This window comes from Paraburkholderia sp. RL18-101-BIB-B, from assembly GCF_046026985.1.
Classification (GTDB): domain Bacteria; phylum Pseudomonadota; class Gammaproteobacteria; order Burkholderiales; family Burkholderiaceae; genus Paraburkholderia.
Map to the genome: position 1 here is coordinate 118,671 of NZ_JARESV010000017.1, position 26,748 is coordinate 145,418.

The following is a 26,748-nucleotide window of genomic DNA, read 5'->3' on the forward strand; positions in this document are numbered from 1 at the left end:
ACAGTCATGCGAGTCGTATCTCGGATGCGCGCGGCGGCGCCCGGCCGCGCGATTGTAGCGGTTTTAGCCATTCTCGCAGGTTGTGCACTTGCCGGCTGCGGACAACGCGGTTCGCTCTATTTGCCCACCGTGCCGCCGCTACCGGCCAAGCCGATCGATCGCACGCAAACGCCGCCGAACGTTGCGCAACCCGCCTCGGCAACATCCACCGACATGAGCACCGTCCCCGATACCTCCGGCACACCGCTTTCGTTGGCGCCGGAAAACGAACTCGCCACGCCGCCCGCCTCCGCTGCATCAGCTACGGCGGCTCCGCTGCCTGCTTCCGCCGCCACACCTGTTCAATAAGACTTTCGCATGACTCGATCCGCATTTGACTACGTCGACGGCGTGCTGCACGCCGAAGGCGTGTCCGCCGTCTCCCTCGCCGAGCAGTTCGGCACGCCGCTGTACGTGTATTCGCGCGCCGCGCTCACCGAGGCGTGGAACGCCTACGCGGGTGCTTGCGCCGGGCGTCGCGCGAGTGTGCATGTCGCCGTGAAGGCCAATAGCAACCTCGCTGTGCTGAACGTGTTCGCGCGCCTGGGCGCCGGCTTCGACATCGTGTCGGGCGGCGAGCTGGCGCGTGTGTTGGCTGCCGGCGGCAAAGCGGAAAACACCGTGTTTTCCGGCGTCGGCAAGAACGCGGACGAAATGCGCGACGCGCTCGCGGCCGGCGTGAAATGCTTCAACGTCGAATCGATTCCCGAGCTCGATCGCCTGAATGCGGTTGCCGCGGAAATGGGCAAGAAAGCGCCCGTTTCGCTGCGCGTGAATCCTGACGTCGACGCGAAGACGCATCCGTATATTTCCACCGGCCTGAAGTCGAACAAATTCGGCGTCGCATTCGAGGACGCGCGTGCCACGTATCAGGCGGCTGCGGCCATGGCGAATCTCGAAGTGGTCGGCATCGACTGCCATATCGGCTCGCAGATCACCGAAGTCGCGCCGTATCTCGACGCGGTCGACAAGGTTCTGGAGCTGGTCGAGCAGATCGAGCAGGACGGCGTGAAGATTCGTCACATCGACGTGGGCGGCGGTCTCGGCATCACGTACGACGATGAAACGCCGCCGGAAATCGGCGAGTTCGTGCGCACCGTGCTCGATCGCATCGAAGCGCGCGGTCACGGCCATCGCGAAGTGTATTTCGAGCCGGGCCGTTCGCTGGTCGGCAACGCGGGCGTGCTGCTCACGCGCGTCGAGTTTCTGAAGCCGGGCGCGGAAAAGAATTTCGCCATCGTCGACGCGGCCATGACCGATCTCGCGCGCCCCGCCATGTACGAGGCGTATCACGGGATCGACCCGGTCGCGGAGCGCGACGTGCCGGCCCACGTATACGATGTGGTCGGTCCGGTTTGCGAGAGCGGCGATTGGCTCGGACGTGAACGTCTGCTGGCGGTTGAACCGGGCGATCTGCTGGCGATCCGCTCGGCCGGCGCATACGGCTTCGTGATGAGCTCGAACTACAACACACGTCCGCGCGCGGCGGAGGTGATGGTTGATGGTACACAGGTGCATGTGGTTCGCGCACGCGAAGAGGTGAAGCAGTTGTTTGCGGGCGAAACGGTTTTGCCGGCGTAACCTTCAACAACTGCCCCAACATCAAAAAGGCGATGCCACTGCGGCATCGCCTTTTTGTGTTTACGTCGCCGTTGTGCGCGATCTACGTCAGCGCAGCGCAGATCAACGCGTCTTCGACATCCTGTCACGCGCCCAAACGATCAAGCGCCAGCCCAGCAACGCCAACATGATCGCGCCGTAAATCTTCGGCAGGATCAGATCGTGTTTGCCGGCCTTCATCCACCAGAAGTGCAGGATCGCCAGCGCGCCGATTACATAGATGGACCGATGCAACATCTGCCAGCGACGCCCGAGCTTGCGCACCATCGCGCGCGGCGACGTCACGGCCAATGCGATCAGCAACACGAACGCCGCGAACCCCACGGTGATAAACGGTCGCTTGCCGATGTCCTTGATGATGTCCGCGACATCGAACCATTTGTCGAACCACAGGTAAGTGGTGAAATGCAGCGTCGCGTAGAAGAACGCATAGAGTCCGAGCATCCGCCGAAAACGCACGAACGCGGCGACGCCGGTGAGTCGCCGCAACGGCGTCACGGCCAGCGTGATGCAGAGAAAGACGAGCGTCCAGAGACCCGTTGAGCGCGTGATGAACTCGATCGGATTCGCGCCGAGCCGGTCGGTCAAGCCAAATAGCACGATGCGCGCGAGTGGATACCACGCCGCGATAAACACCGCGATCTTGGCCGGCACGATCCAACGCGCGCCGGCTGCGGGGCGCTTCGCCGCCACCGACGCGGACGCTTGTGCGCGCGGCGTTTTTCGTTCGGCCTGGGTAGCGGATTGCGTATCGGAAGCCATGTTCGCGCCGCTCAAAAATTCTTCTTCAGGTCCATGCCCTGATAAAGCGACGCGACCTGATCGCCGTAGCCGTTGAACATCAACGTCTTGCGCTTGGGCGTGAAGAAACCGTCTTCGCCGATGCGTCGCTCGGTCGCCTGACTCCAGCGCGGATGATCGACGTTCGGATTCACGTTCGAATAAAACCCATATTCGTTCGATGCGTACGTATTCCAGCTGGTCGGCGGCTGCTTGTCGAGGAAGCGGATCTTCACCAGCGACTTCGCGCTCTTGAAGCCATACTTCCACGGCACCACGACCCGCACCGGCGCGCCGTTCTGATTGGGCAGCACCTGGCCGTAGAGGCCCATCGTCAGCAACGTCAGCGGATTCATCGCTTCGTCCATGCGCAAACCTTCGGAGTACGGCCAATCGAGCACGGGCGTCGACAGTCCGGGCATTTGCGACGGATCGGCCAGCGTGATGAACTGCACGTATTTGGCATTGCCCGTCGGCTGCACGCGCTTGATCAACTCCGAGAGCGGCACGCCGATCCACGGAATCACCATCGACCAGCCTTCGACGCAACGCAACCTGTACACGCGCTCCTCGAGCGGCGCGAGCTTGAGCAATTCGTCGATATCGTAGACCTTCGGATTCTTGATCTCACCCTCGACGCTCACCTTCCACGGGTGCGGCCGCAGCGTCCCGGCATTGTGCGCGGGATCGGCCTTGTCGGTGCCGAACTCGTAGAAGTTGTTGTACGTGGTGATGTCCTTGTATGGCGTGATCTTGTCGAGCGCGACGAATTTGGCGTTGGTCTTTGCCGCCAGCTTTTGCGCCTTCGGGTCCGGCGACGTATAAGCCGCCAGCGCCTCGCCGTTCACCCCGATCAGACTGCCGAGCGCCACCGCGCCGGCCGCCTGCAACACGCGCCGCCGGTTCTGGAAAACGCGCTGCGGCGTGATTTCGCTGCGCGCAATGTCGTCGCCAGTGAGTTGAATTCTGTCGCTACGCTTGATCCACATCGTGCTGCTCCTTGCCGGCCCATCGGTCTATGCATCTTAAGGGGCCATATTGATGATCGCTCGTCCGGGCGTCCGTCTTTCAGCCATCCATGGGTACTGTCAGGGCGAACACTCTGGAGGCAGCCAATATTCCATTGGCCGTAAAAAAACCGCCGGTGCGAAGCACACGGCGGTTTTGAGTCAGTTCAGAACGGCAGATCTTACAGCTTGCCGTAACTATGCAGGCCCGACAGGAACATATTGACGCCGAGGAAGGCGAAGGTCGTCACCAGCAGGCCAGTCAGCGCCCACCATGCCGCGACCGCGCCACGCAGCCCCTTCATCAGACGCATGTGCAGCCACGCCGCATAGTTCAGCCAGACGATCAGCGCCCACGTTTCCTTCGGGTCCCAGCTCCAGTAGCCGCCCCAGGCTTCAGCGGCCCACAGCGCGCCGAGAATCGTCGCGATCGTGAAGAAAGCGAAACCGACGGCGATCGACTTGTACATCACGTCGTCGAGCACTTCGAGCGCCGGCAGGCGATCGGCCAGCACGCCGCGCTCCTTCGACAGGTACGCGACAGCCACCATGGCCGACAACGCGAAGCTGCCATAGCCGATGAAGTTCGCCGGCACGTGAATCTTCATCCACCAGCTTTGCAGCGCCGGAACCAGCGGCTGGATCTGCTGCGCGTCGCGCGCCACCGAGTACCACATCAGGAAACCGACCGCGGCGCTGATCACCAGCAGCACGAACGCGCCAAGCGCACGGGTGTTGTAGTGCTGCTCGTAGTACAGATAGAAAAGCGCGGTGATCAGGCTGAACAGCACGAACACTTCGTACAGGTTCGAGATAGGAATATGGCCGACGTCCGCGCCGATCAGATACGACTCGTACCAGCGCACCATCAGGCCGACAAAGCCCATCACCACTGCCGCCCACGTCATTTTCGAGCCAATCGCGGCGCCGGTCGGCGAGCGCGACAGCAGGCCGATCCAATAGAACACGGTGGCGAACACGAAGAGCGCGCTCATCCACAGAATCGCGGACTGGCTCGACAGGAAATACTTGAGGAAGAAGGCGTTATCCGCGCGGCTGAGATCGCCGTGATAGATCTGGATGGCCAGCAGCGACAGCGCAGCGATGCCCACCATCAGCGGACGCACCGGTTTCCAGCGCCAGCCGAGCACCACGAAAACCGGCACCGCGCAGCAGAGCACCAGCTTGTCGTAGTAATTCATGAACGGGTGATAGCGCGACAGCGCGAACCCGGCGCCCGCGACCATCGCGACGGCAAACAGCCAGTCGACGATGCCGAGCCGCTTCAGGAACGGCCGTTCGTCGTACTCGCCGATGTTGAGTGACTCGCCTGCCAGCGCCTTTTGGGGCCGCGAAGAGGGAGATTGGGAAACCTGAGTCAAGTCCATGATCTTACCGGGTCGAATCTTGTGAGCTTGCGGACGGCGCGCCGGCGTTGCCGGATTTATCGGAGGCGCCGGCGGCGTCGGGTGCTTCAACGAGTTTGGCGCCCAACGCGGCGCCTACTGCGTCGCGCGTCTGGACGAACTCTTTCTCGAAGTCGAGCGTCTTGCGCGCGCTCGACATCGCCATCACGACGTTCGTGCCGTGCTCGGTGTCTTTAAGCCAGAACCAGAGGCGCCGTTCACGGATGTAGAACATCGAAAAGATGCCCAACACGAGGAGCAGGCTGCCAAGATACACGACTTTTTTGCCCGGCGCGCGCGTCAACTGAAATACCGAAGCTTGCACCTGCTTGAATGAGTCAAGCTGTAAATAGACCGGCGATCCATACAAAAAGCTGTCGGATATCGCGTTGATCGAGCTTTGGATGAAGCGGCTGGCGTCCGGATTGGCCGGCGCCTCGGGCTCGCCGAGTTGCTGGCGGGACAGTTGATACAGGTCCCACGTCGCGCCTTCCAGCATGCGCAACAGCAGGCCGGCGGCCTTTTCCTGCTCGCCCTTCGGCACCGAATGGTCGATAAAACCGGCAATAGCCTGGAAGCCGCCGACCGTCTGGCCGTTCGGCATCTTGATGCCGTTGTCCGCACCCGCAAAAAGGGTCAGCACCCGCAGCGCGCTTTCTTCGAGATGCTGTTGCAATTCCGCGTTCGAACCGGGCACCGAGCGCAGCGCGAAACGGTGAGCCGCCGAGGCGCGCATGGCCGGATCTTCGAGCGTGGCGCGCAGGTTCATCCATTCCTTGACGGTGCCGCCGTTGTCAGCGGGAATGCGCAGGTAGCGGAACGGATCGTCCGGATTCACGCGCATGCCGGCGAGGAACATCTTTTCGCCGGATACGTCGACCGGCAGCATGTAGTTGTTGTACTCGCGCGCCTGGCCGTCCTTGTCGCGCACCTTGTATTGCACCGATGGGCCGACGTTGTGCAGATCGAGCGGCTTCGAGGTCTTCGCGCCGGAGCCGAGGCGCTCGTCGAACGCTTCCTTCAACGTGCGCTGCGCCGCGACGCCGCGGGCGTCGGTCTGGCCGCTGCCGTTCTGGATGTTTTCGACGTTGATCGCGCGGAAATCGGTGAATTCGACCGTCTGGCCGTCGGCGAGCGGCGTGGCCGTGCCCAACGGCGCATTGCCGCCGATCGTGCCGCCGAACGGTGCGGTCTTCGCGCTTGCACCGCTCATCGGGTAGGCCGTCATCTGCATCTGCGAGCCGCCGTCCTGGAAGCTCGACTGATAAATCGATACGCCGTCGTAGGTGAACGGCTTGTTCACTTCGACTCGCGCCGGAACGCGCGCGCCGGTCTTGTGATCCACCACCACGATGTCGCTCGCGAACAGCTTCGGCATGCCCGTCGAGTAGTAATCGACGATGAACTTGTTCAGTTCGATCGAAAACGGCAGGTCCTGAATCAGCGAGCCGTCCGGCTGGTTGAGGATCGCCGTGGACACGTGCTGGCCTTCCGGCACCCACGCGTAGCCGCGGAACGTCGGATTGGACTGTGACAGGCGATGGTCCGGCGTGATGTCGTTGATCACCGTGTTGGCGCGGATCGGCGACTTGTCGAACAGCCACATTTGCAGCTTGATCGGCAGATTGCTGTCCAGCAGGCCGCCGAGACAGATCACCACGATCGCAATGTGAGCAGAGATGTAGCCGAACTTGGTCAAGGCGCCGCGCTTGGCGGCGATCAAGGTCGCGCCTTCGGACTCTCGCGTGACGAACTTGTAGCCGAGCTTCGCCGAGAGCTTGGCGAGCAACGTCGCGGTCTGCGCGCGGGAGGCATGCACCGCGAATTCGCCCTTGTGATGGAACGCGCGCAGGCTGCCTTCGCGAACCCTGTCCTTCCAGCTCTTCGCGTCGGCGACCATTTTCGGCGCATTGCGGATCACGCACAGCGACACCGACACCATCAGGAAGCCGAGAATCAGCATGAACCACCACGAGCTGTACACCGTGTACAGGCTCAACGAGCGGAAGATGTCCGCCCAGAACGGGCCGAACTGATTGACGTAGTTGGGATACGGATCGTCCTGCGTGAGGACGGTGCCGATGATGCTGGCGATCGACAGAATCACGAGCAACGAAATGGCAAAACGCATCGAACTCAAGACTTCGACGACGCTGCGCATGACGCGATTGCCCGACTTCGACTGCAAACCCGACGTGGTGACGCTCATTCATACTCCGACTGAACAGCAAAAAAGGGTGAAGGGCTGTCGTAGGCACGACGCCCTCACCCTTTTCTTGTTTTTTACCGGCCTCGCCGGGCCGGTTGCACTTGCCTGCGGGCTTCCTAGTGCAAGCCCGCGATGTAATCGGCTACAGCCTTGATCTCGCTGTCCGACAGACGCGTTGCAATAGCATGCATCGCCTCGTTGTTGTTACGTGCGCCAGGACCTTGCGTGAACGCGGTCAACTGCGCCACCGTGTATTCCGCCCACTGCCCCGACAGCCGTGGATACTGCGACGGAATCCCTTGCCCGGTCGGCCCGTGGCAGCTTGCGCACGCCGGCACGCCCTTGTCGGCAATGCCGCCGCGATAAATCTTCTGGCCGAGCGGCACGGTGTCCTTGTTGTGCGCGTAGCCCGGCTTCGGGGTCTGCGCCGCGAAATAAGCTGCGACGTTGACCATATCCTGATCAGACAGTGCCGCCGCCATGCCCGCCATGATCGCATTGTTGCGCGCTGGCTGCTTGGCGCCCGGCTGGGTCTTGAAGTCCTTGAGTTGCTTGACGAGATACTCAGGGTGCTGGCCCGCCAGCTTCGGATACGCGCCGCCGGCACTGTTGCCGTCTGCCCCGTGACACGACGCGCACACCTGCACCGCGATTGCCTGCCCCCGATTGACGTCCGGCTTTGCCGGTTCTGCTGCTCGTGCCTGAATTGCCAAACCTGAAAGACCTGCCGCTACATGAAGCACCATCAGAGTCTTGCTCAGTCGATTCATTCGCACACCCTGTCTCGTCTTGTGGGATTTTTAGAGCGCCCCCAAACCTGCCGCTTCGCGCCAGGCCCGGCGTTTTTCTTGAAGGTTTTGCAAAATACGACGGCGACCGAGTGACCGCCAGGAGCCGCCAAGGCACGTGGGCTGGCCCCCTCAGGTTTTCAGTAAACCATCGTATTGTACAATAACTCGCTAATCGCTAAGACGCCAGTCGGGCTTGACCCGTCCCCACTCCGGGTTCCCCGGCGTCTCGAATCCTGGCCTGATCATGTCCTTCCTGCTCCACCAATCCCGCTTTTTCACGACCGTCAATCACTTGCGTGATCTGCCGGCCACTTCGCAACCCGAGATCGCCTTTGCGGGACGCTCGAACGCAGGCAAGTCGACGGCCATTAATATTCTGTGCAATCAGAAGCGATTGGCCTTCGCCAGTAAGACGCCGGGACGCACGCAGCATATCAATTACTTTTCGGTGGGCAAGGCGGACGAGCCGACCGCGCACCTGGTCGATCTGCCGGGTTACGGCTATGCGGAAGTGCCGGGCGCGGCCAAGGCACACTGGGAAGCGCTGCTGTCCACCTACCTGCAATCGCGCTCGCAATTGCGCGGCATGATCCTGATGATGGATTCACGCCGCCCGCTGACCGATCTGGACCGCCGCATGATCGAGTGGTTCGCGCCGACCGGCAAGCCGATCCACACGCTCTTGACCAAATGCGACAAATTGACGCGTCAGGAAAGCGTGAACGCGCTGCGCGCGACCCAGAAAGGTCTGGCTGAGTATCGCACCGCCGGCTACCAGGGCGAACTAACCGCCCAGCTGTTCTCGGCGCTCAAACGCGTCGGCATCGACGAAGCGCACGAGCTGATCGAAAGCTGGCTGATCCCCGAGGCGAAGGGTGAAACGGACGCCGCTCAGTAAGCGAGGCGAACACCGCCGGACAAGGCAAAAACGCCATTCCGGCCGCCCATAAAAAAACCCGCCGCTTTAACGGCGGGTCAAACAGCCTAATCGAAAAACGACAGGCACCCGCTCAGGGAGGAGAAGCGGGGAGGTCAGCGCAAGGCGCCTTGCTCGATCGGTATGATATACCATTGTCTCGAAAAGTTTCCGGCAGCGGAGGCAGGCGTTACTTGTCCACTCCACACATCCACGTTTCTTCGATTCGCTATGAGCTTCTATCCGCACTACCGTCCGCGCCGCATGCGCCGCGACGACTTCTCGCGCCGTCTGATGCGGGAAAACATCCTCACCACCAACGATCTGATTTATCCCGTCTTTATCGTCGAAGGCACCAACGTGCGGCAAGCCGTGCCGTCGATGCCGGGCGTCGAGCGCGTGTCGGTCGACCTGCTGATGGGCGTGGCTGAACAATGCGTCGAACTGGGCGTGCCCGTGCTGTCGCTGTTCCCGGCGATCGAGCCGTCGCTGAAAACGCCCGATGGCCGCGAAGCGACCAACCCGGCCGGTTTGATTCCGCGCGCGGTTCGCGAACTCAAAAAGAACTTCCCCGGGCTGGGCGTGCTCACCGACGTGGCGCTCGATCCCTACACGAGCCACGGTCAGGACGGCGTGCTCGACGAAACCGGCTATGTGATCAACGACGAGACCGTCGAGATTCTGGTCGAACAGGCGCGCGCGCAGGCTGAAGCCGGCGTCGACATCGTTGCGCCTTCGGACATGATGGACGGCCGCATTGGCGCGATCCGCGAAATGCTCGAGAGCGAAGACCATATCCATACGCGGATCATGGCTTATGCGGCCAAGTTCGCGTCGGCGTTTTACGGCCCGTTCCGCGACGCCGTCGGTTCCGCGACGAACCTCGGCAAGAGCAACAAGATGACTTACCAGATGGATCCGGCCAATTCGAATGAGGCGCTGCGCGAAGTGCAAGCGGACATCAACGAAGGCGCGGACATGGTGATGGTCAAGCCCGGCATGCCGTATCTCGATATCGTGCGTCGCGTGAAGGACGAGTTCCAGTTCCCGACCTATGTGTATCAGGTGAGTGGCGAGTACGCGATGCTGAAGGCGGCCGCGCAGAACGGCTGGCTCGATCACGACAAGGCGATGATGGAATCGCTGCTGGCGTTCAAGCGGGCGGGCGCGGACGGCGTGCTGACCTATTTCGCGTTGGATGCCGCGCGGATTTTGCGCTCGCAGAAGTAAGGCGACGCGCCGCCCGGCGCCGTGACGAACCGCCGGTTTGCGTTACGCACCCGGCGCGTTCACCCGATCCAGACTGCGCAAAAATTTATCCGCGGACTCGTAGCCGACGACGCGCAGCACCTCCTTGCCACTCTGATCGAAAAAGATGATCCCCGGTGGCCCGAACAAACTGAAGCGCTTGAGCAGCATCTGATCGTCGACATTGTTGGCGGTCACGTCGGCGCGCAACAGGTTCATCTGCTTCAATTTCGCTTGAACACGCGGATCGCTGAAGGTGAATTTCTCCATCTCTTTGCAGCTGACGCACCAGTCCGCGTAAAAATCGAGCATGGCGGGCTGCGCAGCCGTTTTGACGGCCTGGTCAAGTTCATTCGATGAACGCACCGGGGCGAACGTCAAATCGCTCTGCGGCTCGCTGTCCGGCTTATTCGAAGTGTTCGCGACGCCCACTTCTCCGCCACGCGCCGCCAACACCGCAAGCGGGCGCAGCGGATCGGATGAGCCCGCCGCCAGCCCGACCAGCAGGACCGCCGCCCAGATGGCAAACGCCGCACCGATGCCTCGACCGAGCTGGCGCCACACGGAAGCCTCCGCTGTGGGTGCCGAGAACAAGCCGAGGGAGGCCGCGGCGATCAGCAGCCAGAGCGCGCTCAGTAGCATCGTCGCAGTCGCGCCGAGCACCGGCCAGACGATCCACAGGGCGGCCGCAAGCAGCACGACGCCGAAGAACACCTTGACGCTGTCCATCCATGCGCCGGCGCGCGGCAGCAGTGTGCCCGCGCCTAGACCGAGGATCAGCAGCGGCACGCCCAATCCCAATCCCATCGAAAACAGCGCCGCGCCGCCGAGCACCGCGTCGCCTGTATGCGCAATGAACGCCAGCACCGCAAAGAGCGGTGCGGTCATGCAGGCGCCGACCACCAGCGCAGACAGCGCGCCCATCACGGCAACGGCCGCAAACTTGCCCCCGGAGCGCCCGGTCGATGCACGCGAGACGCCGTCCTGCCAACGCTGCGGCAGTGCGACGTCGAAACCTGCAATCAGGGTCAGCGCGAAAATGGCCAACAGGACGCCAAAAGCGCCAAGCACCCAAGGGTTTTGCAGCCACGCGCCGAGACTCTGCCCGACCAGCGCGGCAGCGATGCCGAGCGCCGTGTACACGAGCGCCATGCCGATCACATAGGCCAGCGACAGTGCGAATCCACGTGCACGCGTCACGCGCGCGCCTTCGCCGATGATGATCGCCGAGAGAATCGGAATCATTGGATACGAACACGGGAGCAGACTGAGCACGGCGCCGGCGACGAAATAGAGTCCGACGATCGCGAAGAAACCACCGCCTTGCAGCAGCGACTGCGCGTAGTCTGCGCTGGTGGCGCGGTCGTACCACGAGGTGGCCGCGGCAGCGGATTTCTGCGCAACTTCGGCGCCGGCGTCAGCCGCGCTGCCGGCCGACTGCAGAGCCGCGCCGCTCACGTGATACACGCGCTCCATCGGCGGATAGCAGATGCCGGCATCAGCACAGCCCTGCGACGTCACCGCCAGGTCGAACGGTCCGACCGCCTGTTTAACGGGAATCCGGATCGTCAGTTCGTTCCGATACGTCTCGACGTTCTTGTTAAAGGTCTGATCGAACTTGACGTGGCCAGCCGGCAATTGCGGCTCGCCGATCGTGGTCGTGCCGTTGCGCGTCGCGAAGGCGAAGCGCTCACGATACATGTAGTAGCCATCCGCGATTTTGTAGGTTACGTCGACTTCGCCGGGTTTCTCCGACGCGCTGAATTTGAACGCGACCGCAGGATCGAGAAAATCGTCCGCCGCGCGGGCGAGCGTGCCGAACTGCGCGAAGATCAGGCAACCAAGCAGGAAGAATACGGTGCGCAGTGCATTGCGCGCGCGCCGATCGAGGCCGTTAAACATGAAGAGGACGTTGGGTTTCAGCAGTGATCCACTGGCCGTACGCGGCCGATGCCGTCGCTTGCCATGAGAGGATTTCCGGCGTGTCGTAGGGATGGTGAGCCTGAATGTACTGCTCGAGTTCGAGCGCGCGTGCCGCGCTGGTCTTGAACAGCAACTGGATTTCCCGCGCTGTTTCGATCGCGCCCTGCCAGTGATAGCTGGACTGCACGGTGCCTAACTGCGTGGCACAGGCGCATAGCCGCGCGGCCAAGGCATCTGCGGCAAGCTTCTGAGCCACGGCCGCATCCGGTACCGTTGTCAGAATCAAGGTCACATTCACGCTCACAGATGGCTCCGGCAAAGGCACGATTCAGGTGCCGATATCGTATCACCTAGCCTTGTCCGACCGCTGAGGGCTCTGCAGCGGCCACTCGGCAAATGGCCGCAACCATTGCGTTCTGGCGCTATAAACAAAAAAGCCAGGCTTGGCGCCTGGCTTTTTTAGATGCGAGGAAGCTTACTCAGCTTCTTGCACTTCAACTTCTTCAACTTCCGGACGGTCGAGCAGTTCGACCAGTGCCATCGGAGCGTTGTCGCCGACGCGGAAGCCGAACTTCAGAACGCGCAGATAGCCGCCCGGACGGGTAGCGTAACGCGGGCCCAGAACTTCGAACAGCTTCGTGACCGAGTCACGATCGCGCAGGCGGTTGAACGCCAGACGACGATTTGCCAGCGACGGCTTCTTGCCGAGCGTGATCAGCGGTTCGACAACTTTACGGAGTTCTTTCGCCTTCGGCAGCGTGGTCTTGATGACTTCGTGCTCGATCAGCGAATTGGACATATTACGGAGCATTGCCAGACGGTGGCTGCTCGTGCGGTTCAGTTTCCGCAAACCATGACGGTGACGCATGTTAATTCCTTCGATTCAGAGTTTTGGTCCAGCTCTTCTATCGCGCTCGAACTACCTGCGGTTTCCCAATGGTAGCGAGTGCACGGGCCGGTAGTGAAAAAAGACAAGACGCGGATTTTAAAGCAAAATCCGCGTCTTTGCCAGTGCAGCGGCGGGTTCTGTCCCGGGATTACTTGTCGACTTACTTGTCCAACCCTGCCGGCGGCCAGTTTTCGAGTTTCATGCCGAGCGTCAAACCACGCGACGCCAGTACTTCCTTGATTTCGTTCAGCGACTTGCGACCCAGATTCGGCGTCTTCAGCAGCTCGTTTTCCGTGCGCTGGATCAGGTCGCCGATGTAGTAAATGTTCTCGGCCTTCAGGCAGTTCGCGGAACGAACCGTCAGTTCGAGATCATCGACCGGACGCAGCAGGATCGGATCGATCTGCGGCGCACGCGACGGCGCTTCAGCCGTTGCTTCGGTGCCTTCCAGTGCAGCGAAGACCGACAGTTGATCGACCAGAATGCGCGCCGATTGACGGATCGCTTCTTCCGGCGAAATCACACCGTTGGTTTCGATGTTCATCACGAGCTTGTCGAGGTCGGTACGCTGTTCGACGCGAGCGCTTTCAACGGCGTAGCTCACGCGGCGAACCGGCGAGAACGACGCGTCCAGCACGATACGGCCGATGATCTTGGCCGACTCTTCGCCGTAACGACGCACGTTGCCCGGCACGTAGCCGCGGCCCTTCTCGACCTTGATCTGCACGTCGAGCTTGCCGCCCTTCGACAGATGCGCAATCACGTGATCCGGGTTGATCACTTCGCAATCGTGCGCGAGTTCGATGTCGCCAGCGGTGACAACGCCTTCACCTTCCTTGCGCAGCGTAACCGTTACTTCGTCACGGTTATGCAGCTTGAAGACCACGCCCTTCAGGTTCAACAACAGGTTGACCACATCCTCTTGCACACCGTCGAGCGTCGAATACTCATGTACGACGCCTGCGATCGTCACTTCGGTCGGCGCGTAGCCCACCATCGACGACAGCAGCACACGCCGGAGCGCGTTACCCAAGGTGTGGCCGTAACCGCGTTCAAACGGTTCCATGACCACTTTCGCATGGCTCTCACCAAGCGATTCAACAGCGATGATCTTGGGCTTCAACAAACTGGTTTGCATAGGTTTTCCTTTTCAATACCCTCGGCTCGTTACACCGATAAGGCTGACCGGTAACAACCTGAAAATAAACAGCCGAGGCGCCCCCTTGCTCAGCGCAATCAGGGTGCCCCGGCCGTTAATCCGATTACCGCGAATACAATTCGACGATCAGGCTTTCGTTGATATCGCCAGCGATGTCGCTGCGTTCCGGCTTCTGCTTGAACGTGCCTTCGAACTTCTTCGAATCGACAGCGACCCAGCTCGGCAGACCGCCTTGCTCAGCCAGCGACAGCGCTTCGAGAATCCGCGCCTGCTTCTTCTTCGTTTCGCGCACCGCGACGACGTCGCCTGCCTTCACTTGCATCGACGGGATGTTCGACACCACGCCGTTCACGACGATCGCCTTGTGGCTCACGAGCTGACGTGCTTCAGCACGCGTCGAGCCGAAGCCCATGCGATACACGACGTTGTCCAGACGCGATTCGAGCAACTGCAGCAGGTTTTCACCCGTGTTGCCCTTCAGGCGGTCGGCTTCAGCGAAGTAACGACGGAATTGACGCTCGAGGACACCGTAGATGCGCTTCACTTTTTGCTTTTCGCGCAGCTGCGTGCCGTAGTCGGACGTACGTGCGCCCGAGGTGCGGCCGTGTTGGCCGGGCTTGCTGTCAAGCTTGCACTTGTCAGCGAGCGAACGACGGGCGCTCTTCAGGAAAAGGTCAGTGCCTTCACGGCGGGACAGCTTGGCCTTAGGGCCGATATAACGTGCCACGTTGATTCCTTCAGTGATTAATCACGCGAATGCGTGCACTCGCGCTAGTCCGAGCCCTTTGGGCCGAACGGTGGGCTTAGTCAATTCAATAGCGCAAGCAGCCTGCCGCCGCGCAGGGCGGCAACAGGCGCAAGCAATACTAGCGTCTTAGATACGACGACGCTTCGGCGGACGGCAGCCGTTGTGCGGGACCGGGGTCACGTCGGAGATCGCAGTGATCTTGATGCCAAGACCATGCAACGCGCGCACCGCCGACTCACGGCCAGGACCGGGGCCCTTGATCCGCACTTCGAGGTTCTTCACGCCGTATTCCATCGCCACGCGGCCAGCCGATTCGGCTGCCACCTGGGCTGCAAACGGGGTCGATTTACGCGAACCCTTGAAGCCCTGACCACCCGACGTTGCCCAAGCAAGTGCATTGCCTTGACGATCGGTGATCGTGATGATGGTGTTGTTGAACGACGCGTGAACGTGAACCACGCCCTCGGCGACGTTCTTCTTGACCTTCTTGCGAACGCGTTGCGCCGCGGAGTTGTTCGAAGCCTTAGCCATTACGTTTTCCTGTAACTGTCAGTTCCGCTTACTTCTTCAGCGATTGCGCTGCACGACGCGGACCCTTGCGCGTACGGGCATTCGTACGCGTACGTTGGCCGCGCAGGGGCAAGCCCTTACGATGCCGAACGCCACGGTAGCAGCCGAGATCCATCAGGCGCTTGATGTTCATCGTCGTTTCACGGCGCAGATCGCCTTCAACGATGAACTTGCCGACTTCTTCACGCAGCTTTTCGAGGTCTGCGTCGTTCAGGTCTTTGACCTTCTTCGAAAATGCCACACCAGCAGCGACGCAAATGTCGCGCGAGCGCGTGCGGCCGACACCGTAAATAGCCGTGAGGCCGATTTCGGTGTGCTGGTGATTCGGGATGTTAACCCCTGCGATACGAGCCATTGTTTTTCCTCAAACAAAAAGCGCAAGCAAAAGCGCGGCGTTCAGCCTTGACGCTGTTTGTGGCGCGGATCAGAGCTGCAAATCACGCGCACAACGCCTTTGCGCTTGATGATCTTGCAATTGCGGCAAATGCGCTTAACCGATGCCATCACTTTCATGATATTACCCTTTTTTCAAATCACTTCGCCCGGAACACGATCCGCGCACGCGACAGATCGTAAGGCGTCAATTCAACCGTCACCTTGTCGCCCGGCAAGATTCGGATGTAGTGCATCCGCATCTTCCCGGATATGTGTCCCAATACGACATGGCCGTTTTCCAGCTTCACCCTGAAGGTAGCGTTAGGCAGGTTTTCGATGACTTCACCCTGCATCTGGATAACATCGTCTTTGGCCATAAGTCCTTTCAACGCATCGGGACGCCGCCGCCTTTGAAATTAGCTTTCTTCAGCAGCGATTCATACTGTTGCGACATAACGTACGACTGCACCTGCGCCATGAAATCCATTGTGACGACGACAATGATCAGCAGCGACGTTCCACCAAAATAAAACGGCACGTTCCAGCGCAGCACCAAAAACTCGGGCAGCAGACAAACAAACACGATGTAGATCGCACCGGCCAGCGTCAGACGCGTGAGGATGCGGTCGATATATCGCGCCGTTTGATCGCCCGGGCGGATGCCTGGGACGAAAGCGCCACTCTTTTTCAGGTTGTCGGCCGTCTCTCTGCTGTTGAACACCAGTGCGGTGTAGAAGAAACAGAAGAAAACGATCGCCAACGCGTACAGCAACACGTACACGGGTTGGCCGGGCTTGAGGGCTTCGGCCACGTTGTGCAACGTGTCTGCGAACCAGCCGGTACGCGACCCCGAACTAAACCAGTTCAGGATAGTTGCCGGGAAGAGAATGATCGACGATGCAAAGATCGGCGGAATCACGCCCGACATGTTCAGCTTCAACGGCAGATGCGAAGACTGTCCGCCGTAAATCTTGTTACCGACTTGCCGCTTTGCGTAGTTCACAAGAATCTTGCGCTGGCCGCGTTCGATGAACACCACCAGATACGTCACAGCAGCAATCAGCGCGACGACGATAATCGCGGATATCGGGCTCATCGAACCGGTTTGCACCAGCGAAACAAGACCACCGATCGCATTCGGGAAACCCGCTGCAATCCCGCCGAAAATAATGATCGAGATACCGTTGCCAAGCCCGCGTTCCGTGATCTGCTCACCTAGCCACATCAGGAACATCGTGCCGGTCACCAGCGTCACGACCGTCGTCAACCGAAAAACCATCCCCGGGTCGATCACGAGACCAGGCTGATTTTCCAGCGCCACGGCAATGCCGAAGGCCTGGAACGTTGCCAGCAGGACCGTAAAGATACGCGTGTACTGCGTAATCTTCCGTTGACCTGCCTGCCCTTCTTTTTTCAGCGCTTCGAGCTGCGGCGAGACAATCGCCAGCAACTGCATGATGATCGACGCCGAAATATACGGCATGATCCCCAGCGCAAAAATCGTGAACCGCGAAAGTGCGCCACCCGAGAACATGTTGAACATGCCAAGGATGCCGCCCGACTGGCTTTGGAACAACTTTGCCAGCTGGTCCGGGTCAATACCCGGCACCGGAATATGCGCGCCGATACGGTAGACGATCAGCGCCAGCAGCAGGAACACTGCTCGCCGACGCAGATCGCCGAACTTCGCCGCGCTGCGACCGGGTTTTGCGAGACTCGGGCTGTTAGCCAAGTACCTTCTCCGATGCAAATGCTAGTGACGGCAAATAACTTGCGCGTTACTCGGCAAAAGAGCCGCCGGCTGCTTCAATAGCAGCGCGCGCACCCTTCGTCGCACCCAGACCCTTCACAACGACCTTGCGCTTGAGCTCGCCCGTCGCGATGATCTTGGCGCTCTTGATCAGCTCGCCGACCAGGCCGGCTTGCTTCAGAGCCAGCAGATCGATTTCGTCGACCGGCAGCTTTTCCAGATCCGAGAGACGCACTTCACCGACGAATTCCTTCGTCAGCGAGGTGAAGCCACGCTTCGGCAGGCGACGTTGCAGCGGCATTTGACCGCCTTCGAAGCCAACCTTGTGAAAGCCGCCCGAACGCGACTTCTGACCCTTGTGACCACGGCCAGCGGTTTTGCCGAGGCCGGAGCCGATGCCGCGACCAACGCGACGCTTTGCGTGCTTCGCGCCTTCAGCCGGCTTCAGGTTATTCAATTCCATTATCAACTCCTTGAGTCCTGGTCAGCCGCTTAGCTGATGACCTTAACGAGGTACGAAACCTTGTTGATCATGCCGCGCACAGCCGGCGTGTCCTGCAACTCGCTAACCGAGTTGAGTCGGCGCAGGCCCAAGCCACGCACCGTTGCACGGTGCGTTTCACGGGTGCCGATCAGGCTCTTGACGAGCTGGACCTTGACAGTTTTATCAGACATGGTGTCCACCTTAGCCCAGAATATCTTCGACGGACTTGCCGCGCTTCGCCGCGATGTCGCCCGGCGTGGACTGCTTGCGCAGACCGTCGAGCGTTGCACGAACGAGGTTGTACGGGTTCGTCGAACCGTGGCTCTTGGCCACAACGTTCTGCACGCCCATCACGTCGAACACTGCGCGCATCGGGCCGCCAGCGATCACACCGGTACCGTCCTTGGCCGGGGCCAGGAGGACCATCGATGCGCCGTGCTTACCGTGCACTTCGTGTTGCAGGGTACCGTTCTTGAGCGGCACCTTGAACATGTTGCGGCGAGCCTGTTCCATCGCCTTCTGAACAGCGACCGGCACTTCCTTCGCCTTGCCCTTGCCCATACCGACGCGGCCATCACCGTCGCCAACCACGGTCAGTGCGGCGAAACCGAGAATCCGGCCACCCTTCACGACCTTGGTCACGCGGTTGACCGAAATCATTTTTTCACGAAGGCCGTCGTCGCGTTCGTCAGCCTGAACTTTCGCTTGCATCTTTGCCATGACGAATTCTTCCCTTAGAACTTGAGTCCGGCTTCGCGCGCCGCATCAGCCAGCGCTTTCACGCGGCCGTGGTAACGGAAACCCGAACGGTCGAAGGCGACGGATTCGATGCCGGCAGCCTTAGCCTTTTCTGCGATGCGCTTACCGATCAGCGTAGCAGCGGCGACGTTGCCGCCCTTGCCCGTTTGATCAGCCAGTTGCGCACGCACTTCGGCCTCGAGCGTCGACGCGCTGGCGAGCACCTTGGTGCCGCACGGCGAGAACACTTGCGCATAGATGTGCGTGTTCGTGCGATGCACGGCGAGACGCGCGACCTGCAGCTCAGCGATCTTGATACGCGTCTGACGAGCGCGGCGCAGGCGAGATTGAGTCTTATCCATGATTGCGCACCCTTACTTCTTCTTCGTTTCTTTGAGGATCACAACCTCGTTGGCGTAACGCACACCCTTGCCCTTGTAGGGCTCCGGAGGGCGATAGCCGCGCACTTCTGCAGCGACCTGGCCAACTTGTTGCTTATTGATCCCCTTGATCACGATTTCGGTTTGCGTCGGGGTTTCAGCCTTGACGCCTTCCGGCATCTGGTGCACCACGGGGTGCGAGAAACCCAGCGACAGATTCAGCTTGTCGCCTTGCGCTTGTGCGCGGTAACCAACGCCAACCAGCGTCAGCTTGCGCTCGAAACCCTTCGTCACGCCGTTCACCATGTTCGCAACCAGTGCGCGCATCGTGCCCGACATCGCATTCGCTTCGCGGCTTTCGTCAACCGGCTCGAACTTCAGCGTGCCGTTGTCGTTCACCACCTTCACGAGGCTGTTAGCAGCCTGCGAAATCGTACCCAGCGGGCCCTTGACGGTAATGCGATCGTCGCTCAGGGCCACTTCGGCGCCTTGCAGCGCGACCGGGCTTTTACCTACTCGAGACATGTTTCTCTCCTTTCGGCCTTAAGCGACGTAGCAGATGACTTCGCCGCCAACGCCCGTTGCGCGCGCCTTGCGGTCCGTCATCACGCCCTTCGGCGTCGACACGATTGCCACGCCGAGGCCATTCATGACCACAGGGATGTCGTTACGGCCGCGGTACACACGCAGACCAGGCTTCGAAACGCGTTCAATGCGCTCGATGACCGGGCGGCCAGCGTAGTACTTCAACACGATGTTCAATTCAGACTTCGCACCTTCGGACTTCACTGCGAAATCATCGATATAGCCTTCGTCCTTCAGGACCTGCGCAATCGCAACCTTGACTTTCGACGAGGGCATAGTCACCGAGACTTTCTCAACCATCTGCGCATTGCGGATGCGAGTCAGCATATCGGCGATAGGATCACTCATGCTCATTTACGTTTCTCCTATTACCAGCTCGCCTTGGTCAGGCCAGGGATCTCGCCGCGGAACGCGATTTCGCGAATCTTGTTACGCGCCAGCCCGAATTTACGGAACGTGCCACGCGGGCGACCGGTAATTGCGCAGCGGTTGCGCTTACGGGTCGGGTTAGAGTTGCGCGGCAGTTGTTGCAGTTCCAGACGTGCTGCGTAATGCTCTTCGTCCGACTTGCTCATATCGCCGATAATCGCTTTCAGCTCAGCACGCTTGGGAGCGTACTTAGCGGCCAGGCGAGCACGCTTCTTTTCACGTTCGATCAGTGCCAGTTTAGCCACGGTAACCTCAGTTTCTGAACGGGAACTTGAAGCTGGCGAGCAGAGCCTTTGCTTCGTCGTCGGTCTTCGCAGTCGTCGTGATGCTGATGTTCAGCCCACGCAGTGCGTCGATCTTGTCGTAGTCGATTTCGGGGAAAATGATCTGCTCTTTCACACCGATGTTGTAGTTGCCGCGACCATCGAACGCACGACCCGACACGCCACGGAAGTCACGCACACGGGGGAGCGCGACCGTCACGAAACGGTCCAGAAATTCGTACATTGCCTGACCACGCAACGTGACCATTGCACCGATCGGATAGCCCTGACGGATCTTGAAGCCAGCGATTGCCTTGCGTGCCTTCGTGATCACCGGCTTCTGGCCTGCGATCTTCGTCAGGTCGCCGACGGCGTTTTCGATGATCTTCTTGTCAGCAACCGCTTCGCCAAGGCCCATGTTCAGGGTGATCTTGGTGATGCGCGGCACTTCCATCACGGACTTGTAACCGAACTTCTCGATGAGGCCGGGTACAACCTTCTCTTTGTAAAACTCTTGCAAACGAGCCATTTTTTTACTCCGCAGCGTCAGGCGCTCAGCTCGGCACCGGTCGTCTTAAGGAAACGGACTTTCTTGTCTCCTTCGACCTTGATGCCTACACGCGACGCCTTGCCATTCGCGTCGACCAATGCGACGTTCGAAATTTGCAGCGGCATCGTCTTGGCTTCCACACCGCCCGTCGTACCCTTCATCGGGTTCGGCTTGACGTGTTTCTTGACGAGGTTGATACCCTCGACAATCACTTTGCCTTCGCCAACGGACAGCACGACGCCGCGCTTGCCTTTATCTTTGCCGGTGATGACGATAATTTCGTCACCCTTGCGAATCTTGTTCATCGCGACTCCTTACAGCACTTCGGGTGCCAACGAAACGATCTTCATGAATCGTTCGCTGCGCAACTCGCGCGTGACAGGCCCGAAAATACGGGTGCCAATAGGTTCGAGCTTGGCATTCAACAACACAGCGGCGTTGCCATCGAACTTGATCAGCGAGCCGTCCTGACGGCGCACGCCCTTGGCGGTGCGAACCACCACGGCGTTGTAAATTTCGCCTTTCTTCACGCGCCCGCGCGGCGTTGCTTCTTTGACGGTCACCTTGATGATGTCGCCAATGCTGGCATAACGACGCTTCGAGCCGCCGAGCACCTTGATGCACATGACTTCACGCGCACCCGTGTTGTCGGCCACTTCAAGCCGAGTTTCGGTCTGGATCATGGTTTATCTTTCCCAACTTAATCCGGCCACACCACCATGGCGTACCCGGTCAGTCTTGGTCCCGTCAGCCAATCGGCTGCTTGGGTATGAACAGCAGCGACGGCAAACGAAACCCGCCATCGCAATCCGGTGAATCCTTCGGAACAGACTGGCGCCTGAACCGCTTCCCCCACCAACTTCGCCCGCGACGGGGCTCCCATAAAAGAGGGAAGACCGAGATTATAACAAATAATCCCGGTCTTGCAAGCGAAACTTACTGCGATTTCAATTACTTCTACAACTTTGCGGCGTCAGATGACGCGAGCAGCCTCGACCAGGCGAGCCACAACCCAAGCTTTCGTCTTCGAAATCGGACGTGTTTCCTGGATTTCAACGAGGTCACCCTCGTTGTACGTATTCGCATCGTCGTGCGCATGGTACTTCTTCGAACGCACAACGTACTTGCCGTAGATCGGGTGCTTCACGCGGTGCTCAACCAGCACGGTGACCGTCTTGTCCATCTTGTTGCTGACGACCTTGCCGACCAGCGTCCGCTTGAGCGAGGTTTTTACGCTATCGTTCATTTCTGGTTCGCCTTCTCAGTCAGGACGGTCCGCACACGTGCGATGTCGCGACGAACCTTCTTCAACTGGCTCGTGTTCGTAAGCTGCTGGGTCGCGAGTTGCATGCGCAGGCCGAATTGCGCCTTCAACAGGTCCGACAGCTCCTTGTTGAGCGCGGCCTGATCTTTCTGGTGAAGTTCGGAAGCCTTCATCATTTGCTCCTTAGGCGCCGAGCTGACGCACGATAAACGTCGTCTTGAGCGGCAGCTTAGCTGCAGCCAGACGGAACGCTTCGCGTGCCAGCTCTTCGGTTACGCCGTCCATTTCGTACAGCATCTTGCCCGGTTGAATCTCTGCGACGTAGTACTCAGGGTTACCTTTACCGTTACCCATACGTACTTCAGCCGGCTTGTGCGAGATCGGCTTGTCCGGGAAGATGCGGATCCAGATGCGGCCACCACGCTTGATGTGACGCGTCATTGCACGACGTGCCGCTTCAATCTGGCGCGCGGTCAAGCGACCACGACCGATAGCCTTCAGGCCGAACTCACCGAACGACACCGCGTTGCCGCGGGTAGCGATACCGGTGTTACGACCCTTCTGCTCTTTGCGATACTTTCTGCGTTTCGGTTGCAGCATCGTTATTCTCCAGTCTTCCCGCCGTCGCCGGCACCGCCAGCACGACGAGGAGCGCCACGGCGTGCACCTGCCGGGCCACCACCTTCACCATCGCGACGCGGACGGCGATCGCCACCCGGACGTGCGTTGCGGCGCGGACGCTTTTCTTCGGCGACTTCTTCAACCACCGGTGCGTCGTTGCGGCCGAGCGTATCGCCCTTGTAGACCCACACCTTCACGCCGATGATGCCGTACGTCGTCTTCGCTTCCGAAGTTGCGTAGTCGATATCAGCACGCAGCGTATGAAGCGGCACGCGACCTTCGCGATACCATTCCGTACGAGCGATTTCGATACCGTTCAGGCGGCCAGCGCTCATGATCTTGATGCCTTGAGCACCCAGACGCATTGCGTTTTGCATCGCACGCTTCATCGCGCGGCGGAACATAATCCGGCGCTCGAGCTGTTGCGTGATCGAATCCGCGATCAGTTGCGCATCGGTTTCCGGCTTGCGGATTTCTTCGATGTTGACGTGGACCGGAACGCCCATGCGGCGTTGCAGTTCCGACTTCAGCAGCTCGATATCCTCGCCCTTCTTACCGATGACCACACCCGGACGCGAGCTATAAATCGTGATGCGCGCGTTTTTTGCCGGACGCTCGATGACGACGCGACCAACCGAAGCGTTCTTCAGCTTCTTCTTCAGGTATTCACGAACACCGATGTCTTCCTGCAACATCGCCGCGAAATTGTTGTTGTTCGCGTACCAACGCGACGCCCAATTGCGGCTGACGGCCAAACGGAAGCCAGTCGGATGAATTTTCTGTCCCATCGTATGACCCCTTAATTCCCGACCGTCACAGTGATGTGACAGGATTGCTTCTCGATGCGGTTACCGCGGCCTTTAGCGCGCGCGGTAAAACGCTTGAGCGACGCAGCCTTGTCGATGTAGATGCTCGTGATCTTGAGCTCATCGATATCGGCGCCTTCGTTATGCTCCGCATTCGCGATCGCCGACAGCACGACCTTTTTCACGATTCCCGCAGCCTTCTTCGGCGAAAACGTCAGAACGTTCAGCGCCTTGTCGACCGGCAAACCGCGGATCTGGTCAGCCACAAGGCGCGTTTTCTGCGCCGAGATGCGGGCACCGCGATGAATTGCTTTCACTTCCATCATGAGCCCCTTATTTCTTAGCCTTCTTGTCGGCTGCATGACCCTTGAACGTACGGGTCAGTGCGAACTCGCCAAGCTTGTGGCCGACCATGTTTTCCGAGATGTACACCGGAACGTGTTGACGGCCGTTGTGAACGGCGATCGTCAGACCGATGAAATCCGGGAGGATCGTCGAGCGACGCGACCAGGTTTTGATCGGCTTCTTATCCCGCGAAGCTGCTGCCGCCTCAACTTTCTTCAGCAAATGGGCGTCGCAGAACGGACCTTTTTTTACAGAACGTGCCATTGCCTACTCCTTAACGCTTGTGACGGCGCTGGACGATCATGCTCGTCGTGCGCTTGTTGCTGCGGGTGCGATAACCCTTAGCAGGCGTGCCCCACGGGCTCACCGGATCGCGACCTGCAGCCGTCTTGCCTTCACCACCACCGTGCGGGTGATCGACCGGGTTCATTGCAACGCCACGCACCGTCGGGCGGATACCGCGCCAGCGGTTCGCGCCAGCCTTACCGATTTGACGGAGGCTGTGCTCCTCGTTGCCAACTTCACCAATCGTCGCGCGGCATTCAACGTGAACGCGGCGGATTTCACCCGAGCGCAGGCGGACCTGTGCGTAGATGCCTTCACGAGCCAGCAGCATCGCCGACGTGCCAGCCGAACGCGCCATTTGCGCGCCCTTGCCCGGCAGCATTTCGATGCAGTGAATCGTCGTACCGACCGGAATGTTGCGGATCGGCAGCGTGTTGCCTGCGCGGATCGGAGCTTCCGAACCCGACATCAGCTGCTGGCCAACCGTCACACCCTTCGGAGCGATGATGTACTTGCGCTCGCCGTCTGCGTACAGAACCAGCGCGATGTTCGCGCTACGGTTCGGATCGTACTCAAGACGTTCGACCTTTGCCGGAATGCCGTCCTTGTTGCGACGGAAGTCGACGACACGATAGTGATGCTTATGACCACCGCCCTTATGACGGGTGGTGATGTGACCGTTGTTGTTACGGCCGGCGGTCGTGGATTGCGAGTCGAGCAGCGGTGCGTACGGCTTGCCCTTATGCAGATCCTTGTTGACCACCTTGACCATCGCACGGCGGCCCGGCGAAGTCGGCTTAACTTTAACGATTGCCATGATTACTTGGCCTCCGCTTCAAAGTTGATTTCCTGGCCGGGCTTCAGACAGACGTACGCCTTCTTCACGTCCTTGCGCTTGCCCATGAAACGGCCAAAGCGCTTGGCTTTGCCCTTCGAGACCAGCACGTTGACGGAATTGACTTCCACCTTGAACAGCAGCTCGACCGCAGCTTTCACTTCCTGCTTCGTGGCATCGGGCGCGACTTCGAACACGACTTGCTCGTTCTTGTCGGCCACCAGCGTCGCCTTTTCGGAGATCACCGGCGCGAGCAGGACCTGCATCAAACGATGATCGTTCTTGCGAATCTCGCTCATGACAGCAACTCCTCGATCTGGGCGACCGCAGCCTTCGTGATCAGGATCTTCTTGAAGTAGATCAGCGACAGCGGGTCGGCGTAACGCGGCTCGACAACTGCCACATGGGCGAGGTTGCGCGACGCGAGGTACAGGTTTTCGTCAACCGTGTCGGTAATCACCAGCACGGAGTCGAGACCCATCGCCTTGAATTTTTCGGCCAGCAGCTTCGTCTTCGGCGCTTCGAGCGTCAGCTCGTCGACCACCGAGATGCGGCCTTCGCGGGCCAGCTGCGAGAAGATCGAGCAGAGACCTGCGCGATGCATCTTCTTGTTGACCTTGTGCGAAAAGTTTTCTTCCGGCGAATTCGGGAAGATCCGGCCACCGCCGCGCCACAACGGGCTCGACGACATACCGGCACGGGCACGGCCCGTACCCTTCTGGCGCCACGGCTTCTTGGTCGTGTGCTTGACTTGCTCACGATCCTTCTGCGCGCGGTTGCCGCTACGGGCATTCGCCTGGTACGCAACCACTACCTGGTGAATCAGGGCTTCGTTGTAATCGCGGCCGAACACGACGTCCGACGCGCTAACGCCTGCACCTTCCTGACCATTGGCATTCAGGAGCTTAAGTTCCATTATTTCGCTCCTTTCACGGCACGCGTCTTCACGGCCGGCGTAACGAATACCTTGCCACCCTTCGCACCCGGAACGGCGCCCTTGACCAGCAACAGCTTGCGGTCAGCGTCGATACGAGCGATTTCGAGGTTTTGCACGGTTACCGTATCGTCACCCATGTGACCGGTCATGCGCTTACCCGGGAAAACACGACCCGGATCCTGCGCCATACCGATCGAGCCCGGCACGTTGTGCGAGCGCGAGTTACCGTGCGATGCACGGCCAGATGCGAAGTTGTAACGCTTGATGGTACCGGCGTAGCCCTTACCAATCGACACGCCTTGCACGTCGACCTTCTGGCCTACTTCGAACAGGTCGGGGCCGACCACGGTGCCGTTCGACAACTCGGCAGCCTTGGCAGCATCGATCTGGAATTCTTTGAGGATTTCACCGGCTTGAACACCGGCTTTGGCGAGATGACCGGCCAACGGCTTCGTCACACGCGATGCACGGCGCGTACCGAATGCAACCTGCACGGCCGTGTAGCCGTCGGTTTCAACAGTCTTGATCTGCGTCACGCGGTTGTCGGACACGTCCAGCACGGTAACGGGAATCGAATCCCCTTCTGCCGTGAAGATACGGGTCATGCCAACCTTGCGACCTACGAGTCCAAGGCTCATCGTTTTCTCCATTCCCGACTGCGATTGGTCGGGGCTAATTTACAAAATGCCGGTGCCGTTTCGGGCATGAATTCATGCTGCAGCACACCGACTTTTTTGCGCCAATGCGCGAAAAGCCTTGCATTATAGCGAGGCTTTTCGTTTTCCGCAAGCAATCA

39 protein-coding genes are annotated in these 26,748 nt (G+C 59.9%); 4 read left to right on the forward strand and 35 right to left on the reverse strand.

Annotated features, from left to right (window positions below):
- Window positions 1-6 precede the first annotated feature (6 nt).
- Together lptM and lysA are read left to right on the forward strand one after the other, a co-directional pair.
- Window positions 7-348 (forward strand): LPS translocon maturation chaperone LptM, encoded by a 342-nt coding sequence (gene lptM, locus P0D73_RS23805; protein ID WP_408179046.1) that lies wholly within the window; start codon window positions 7-9, stop codon window positions 346-348.
- Window positions 349-357: 9 nt separating this feature from the next.
- On the forward strand, window positions 358-1,620 hold the full coding sequence (gene lysA / locus P0D73_RS23810; protein WP_408433032.1) for a diaminopimelate decarboxylase: 1,263 nt from the start codon (window positions 358-360) through the stop codon (window positions 1,618-1,620).
- Between the two features lie 102 nt (window positions 1,621-1,722).
- Here lysA and msrQ read toward each other — a convergent pair whose 3' ends face one another.
- From msrQ to P0D73_RS23835, 5 genes are all read right to left on the reverse strand, one after another.
- Window positions 1,723-2,421, reverse strand: a complete 699-nt coding sequence (gene msrQ, locus P0D73_RS23815; RefSeq protein ID WP_408179044.1) for a protein-methionine-sulfoxide reductase heme-binding subunit MsrQ — start codon at window positions 2,419-2,421, stop codon at window positions 1,723-1,725.
- An 11-nt stretch (window positions 2,422-2,432) separates the two neighbouring features.
- Window positions 2,433-3,428, reverse strand: coding sequence for a protein-methionine-sulfoxide reductase catalytic subunit MsrP (gene msrP / locus P0D73_RS23820; protein ID WP_408433034.1), 996 nt, complete (start codon window positions 3,426-3,428; stop codon window positions 2,433-2,435).
- A gap of 200 nt (window positions 3,429-3,628) precedes the next feature.
- Window positions 3,629-4,834, reverse strand: a complete 1,206-nt coding sequence (gene ccsB / locus P0D73_RS23825; protein WP_408433036.1) for a c-type cytochrome biogenesis protein CcsB — start codon at window positions 4,832-4,834, stop codon at window positions 3,629-3,631.
- Window positions 4,835-4,838: 4 nt separating this feature from the next.
- Complete coding sequence (locus tag P0D73_RS23830) at window positions 4,839-7,061, reverse strand: cytochrome c biogenesis protein ResB (RefSeq protein WP_408286911.1); 2,223 nt, start codon at window positions 7,059-7,061, stop codon at window positions 4,839-4,841.
- A 116-nt stretch (window positions 7,062-7,177) separates the two neighbouring features.
- Complete coding sequence (locus tag P0D73_RS23835; RefSeq protein ID WP_408179040.1) at window positions 7,178-7,831, reverse strand: c-type cytochrome; 654 nt, start codon at window positions 7,829-7,831, stop codon at window positions 7,178-7,180.
- Window positions 7,832-8,096: 265 nt separating this feature from the next.
- On the opposite strand from P0D73_RS23835, the gene yihA reads away from it, so the two are divergent.
- Both yihA and hemB read left to right on the forward strand, forming a co-directional pair.
- Window positions 8,097-8,750 carry a ribosome biogenesis GTP-binding protein YihA/YsxC gene (gene yihA, locus P0D73_RS23840; RefSeq protein ID WP_408179039.1) on the forward strand — a complete coding sequence of 218 codons (654 nt, stop codon included), beginning with the start codon at window positions 8,097-8,099 and terminating at the stop codon, window positions 8,748-8,750.
- Between the two features lie 249 nt (window positions 8,751-8,999).
- The gene (gene hemB, locus P0D73_RS23845; RefSeq protein WP_132376702.1) at window positions 9,000-9,998 is read left to right on the forward strand and encodes a porphobilinogen synthase; all 999 of its coding nucleotides are present in this window, start codon (window positions 9,000-9,002) and stop codon (window positions 9,996-9,998) included.
- A 42-nt stretch (window positions 9,999-10,040) separates the two neighbouring features.
- On the opposite strand, the gene dsbD is transcribed toward hemB, so the two are convergent.
- The 30 genes from dsbD to rplC form a co-directional block, all read right to left on the reverse strand.
- Entirely contained in the window at window positions 10,041-11,918 is a 1,878-nt protein-coding gene (gene dsbD / locus P0D73_RS23850; RefSeq protein WP_408433038.1) for a protein-disulfide reductase DsbD, read from the reverse strand.
- Window positions 11,911-12,243 (reverse strand): divalent-cation tolerance protein CutA, encoded by a 333-nt coding sequence (gene cutA / locus P0D73_RS23855; protein WP_408433040.1) that lies wholly within the window; start codon window positions 12,241-12,243, stop codon window positions 11,911-11,913. The genes dsbD and cutA overlap by 8 nt, the downstream gene beginning before the upstream one ends.
- Before the next feature lie 171 nt (window positions 12,244-12,414).
- Window positions 12,415-12,807, reverse strand: a complete 393-nt coding sequence (gene rplQ, locus P0D73_RS23860) for a 50S ribosomal protein L17 (RefSeq protein WP_006052227.1) — start codon at window positions 12,805-12,807, stop codon at window positions 12,415-12,417.
- A gap of 181 nt (window positions 12,808-12,988) precedes the next feature.
- Complete coding sequence (locus tag P0D73_RS23865) at window positions 12,989-13,966, reverse strand: DNA-directed RNA polymerase subunit alpha (protein WP_028199575.1); 978 nt, start codon at window positions 13,964-13,966, stop codon at window positions 12,989-12,991.
- A gap of 124 nt (window positions 13,967-14,090) precedes the next feature.
- A complete protein-coding gene (rpsD, locus tag P0D73_RS23870) occupies window positions 14,091-14,714 on the reverse strand; it encodes a 30S ribosomal protein S4 (protein WP_106284146.1) in 624 nt (207 codons plus the stop codon).
- 147 nt (window positions 14,715-14,861) lie between these two features.
- Entirely contained in the window at window positions 14,862-15,266 is a 405-nt protein-coding gene (gene rpsK, locus P0D73_RS23875; protein WP_006052224.1) for a 30S ribosomal protein S11, read from the reverse strand.
- A gap of 28 nt (window positions 15,267-15,294) precedes the next feature.
- On the reverse strand, window positions 15,295-15,660 hold the full coding sequence (rpsM, locus tag P0D73_RS23880) for a 30S ribosomal protein S13 (protein WP_012434566.1): 366 nt from the start codon (window positions 15,658-15,660) through the stop codon (window positions 15,295-15,297).
- Between the two features lie 41 nt (window positions 15,661-15,701).
- Window positions 15,702-15,818, reverse strand: coding sequence for a 50S ribosomal protein L36 (gene rpmJ / locus P0D73_RS23885; protein ID WP_004199844.1), 117 nt, complete (start codon window positions 15,816-15,818; stop codon window positions 15,702-15,704).
- A 20-nt stretch (window positions 15,819-15,838) separates the two neighbouring features.
- Window positions 15,839-16,057, reverse strand: coding sequence for a translation initiation factor IF-1 (infA, locus tag P0D73_RS23890; protein ID WP_004521905.1), 219 nt, complete (start codon window positions 16,055-16,057; stop codon window positions 15,839-15,841).
- Between the two features lie 8 nt (window positions 16,058-16,065).
- Complete coding sequence (secY, locus tag P0D73_RS23895; protein WP_011490049.1) at window positions 16,066-17,412, reverse strand: preprotein translocase subunit SecY; 1,347 nt, start codon at window positions 17,410-17,412, stop codon at window positions 16,066-16,068.
- 46 nt (window positions 17,413-17,458) lie between these two features.
- Entirely contained in the window at window positions 17,459-17,893 is a 435-nt protein-coding gene (gene rplO, locus P0D73_RS23900) for a 50S ribosomal protein L15 (protein ID WP_011490050.1), read from the reverse strand.
- Window positions 17,894-17,922: 29 nt separating this feature from the next.
- Window positions 17,923-18,105, reverse strand: a complete 183-nt coding sequence (gene rpmD, locus P0D73_RS23905; protein WP_007180126.1) for a 50S ribosomal protein L30 — start codon at window positions 18,103-18,105, stop codon at window positions 17,923-17,925.
- A gap of 10 nt (window positions 18,106-18,115) precedes the next feature.
- Window positions 18,116-18,634, reverse strand: coding sequence for a 30S ribosomal protein S5 (gene rpsE, locus P0D73_RS23910; protein WP_006052219.1), 519 nt, complete (start codon window positions 18,632-18,634; stop codon window positions 18,116-18,118).
- A gap of 14 nt (window positions 18,635-18,648) precedes the next feature.
- Window positions 18,649-19,014 carry a 50S ribosomal protein L18 gene (gene rplR, locus P0D73_RS23915; RefSeq protein ID WP_006052218.1) on the reverse strand — a complete coding sequence of 122 codons (366 nt, stop codon included), beginning with the start codon at window positions 19,012-19,014 and terminating at the stop codon, window positions 18,649-18,651.
- Window positions 19,015-19,026: 12 nt separating this feature from the next.
- Window positions 19,027-19,557, reverse strand: a complete 531-nt coding sequence (gene rplF, locus P0D73_RS23920; RefSeq protein ID WP_132376698.1) for a 50S ribosomal protein L6 — start codon at window positions 19,555-19,557, stop codon at window positions 19,027-19,029.
- Between the two features lie 18 nt (window positions 19,558-19,575).
- Window positions 19,576-19,971: a 30S ribosomal protein S8 gene (gene rpsH / locus P0D73_RS23925; protein ID WP_006052216.1), complete on the reverse strand. Its 396-nt coding sequence runs from the start codon at window positions 19,969-19,971 to the stop codon at window positions 19,576-19,578.
- A 14-nt stretch (window positions 19,972-19,985) separates the two neighbouring features.
- Window positions 19,986-20,291 (reverse strand): 30S ribosomal protein S14, encoded by a 306-nt coding sequence (rpsN, locus tag P0D73_RS23930; RefSeq protein WP_006052215.1) that lies wholly within the window; start codon window positions 20,289-20,291, stop codon window positions 19,986-19,988.
- 7 nt (window positions 20,292-20,298) lie between these two features.
- Entirely contained in the window at window positions 20,299-20,838 is a 540-nt protein-coding gene (rplE, locus tag P0D73_RS23935) for a 50S ribosomal protein L5 (RefSeq protein WP_006052214.1), read from the reverse strand.
- A 17-nt stretch (window positions 20,839-20,855) separates the two neighbouring features.
- Window positions 20,856-21,164, reverse strand: coding sequence for a 50S ribosomal protein L24 (gene rplX, locus P0D73_RS23940; RefSeq protein ID WP_408433042.1), 309 nt, complete (start codon window positions 21,162-21,164; stop codon window positions 20,856-20,858).
- Between the two features lie 9 nt (window positions 21,165-21,173).
- The gene (rplN, locus tag P0D73_RS23945; RefSeq protein ID WP_006052212.1) at window positions 21,174-21,542 is read right to left on the reverse strand and encodes a 50S ribosomal protein L14; all 369 of its coding nucleotides are present in this window, start codon (window positions 21,540-21,542) and stop codon (window positions 21,174-21,176) included.
- A 290-nt stretch (window positions 21,543-21,832) separates the two neighbouring features.
- Window positions 21,833-22,105 (reverse strand): 30S ribosomal protein S17, encoded by a 273-nt coding sequence (gene rpsQ / locus P0D73_RS23950; protein WP_007180129.1) that lies wholly within the window; start codon window positions 22,103-22,105, stop codon window positions 21,833-21,835.
- Window positions 22,102-22,296 (reverse strand): 50S ribosomal protein L29, encoded by a 195-nt coding sequence (rpmC, locus tag P0D73_RS23955; RefSeq protein WP_007180130.1) that lies wholly within the window; start codon window positions 22,294-22,296, stop codon window positions 22,102-22,104. The genes rpsQ and rpmC overlap by 4 nt, the downstream gene beginning before the upstream one ends.
- Before the next feature lie 10 nt (window positions 22,297-22,306).
- Entirely contained in the window at window positions 22,307-22,723 is a 417-nt protein-coding gene (gene rplP, locus P0D73_RS23960; protein WP_007180131.1) for a 50S ribosomal protein L16, read from the reverse strand.
- A gap of 2 nt (window positions 22,724-22,725) precedes the next feature.
- Window positions 22,726-23,532, reverse strand: coding sequence for a 30S ribosomal protein S3 (gene rpsC, locus P0D73_RS23965; protein WP_011490053.1), 807 nt, complete (start codon window positions 23,530-23,532; stop codon window positions 22,726-22,728).
- 11 nt (window positions 23,533-23,543) lie between these two features.
- Window positions 23,544-23,876, reverse strand: a complete 333-nt coding sequence (rplV, locus tag P0D73_RS23970; RefSeq protein ID WP_007180133.1) for a 50S ribosomal protein L22 — start codon at window positions 23,874-23,876, stop codon at window positions 23,544-23,546.
- A 7-nt stretch (window positions 23,877-23,883) separates the two neighbouring features.
- Window positions 23,884-24,159 carry a 30S ribosomal protein S19 gene (gene rpsS / locus P0D73_RS23975; RefSeq protein WP_004199273.1) on the reverse strand — a complete coding sequence of 92 codons (276 nt, stop codon included), beginning with the start codon at window positions 24,157-24,159 and terminating at the stop codon, window positions 23,884-23,886.
- A gap of 10 nt (window positions 24,160-24,169) precedes the next feature.
- Window positions 24,170-24,997, reverse strand: coding sequence for a 50S ribosomal protein L2 (rplB, locus tag P0D73_RS23980; RefSeq protein WP_132376697.1), 828 nt, complete (start codon window positions 24,995-24,997; stop codon window positions 24,170-24,172).
- 2 nt (window positions 24,998-24,999) lie between these two features.
- The gene (gene rplW / locus P0D73_RS23985) at window positions 25,000-25,314 is read right to left on the reverse strand and encodes a 50S ribosomal protein L23 (RefSeq protein ID WP_007180135.1); all 315 of its coding nucleotides are present in this window, start codon (window positions 25,312-25,314) and stop codon (window positions 25,000-25,002) included.
- Entirely contained in the window at window positions 25,311-25,931 is a 621-nt protein-coding gene (rplD, locus tag P0D73_RS23990) for a 50S ribosomal protein L4 (RefSeq protein ID WP_007180136.1), read from the reverse strand. Before rplD ends, rplW begins: the two co-directional genes overlap by 4 nt.
- Window positions 25,931-26,590 (reverse strand): 50S ribosomal protein L3, encoded by a 660-nt coding sequence (gene rplC, locus P0D73_RS23995; protein ID WP_007180137.1) that lies wholly within the window; start codon window positions 26,588-26,590, stop codon window positions 25,931-25,933. Before rplC ends, rplD begins: the two co-directional genes overlap by 1 nt.
- Window positions 26,591-26,748 lie beyond the last annotated feature (158 nt).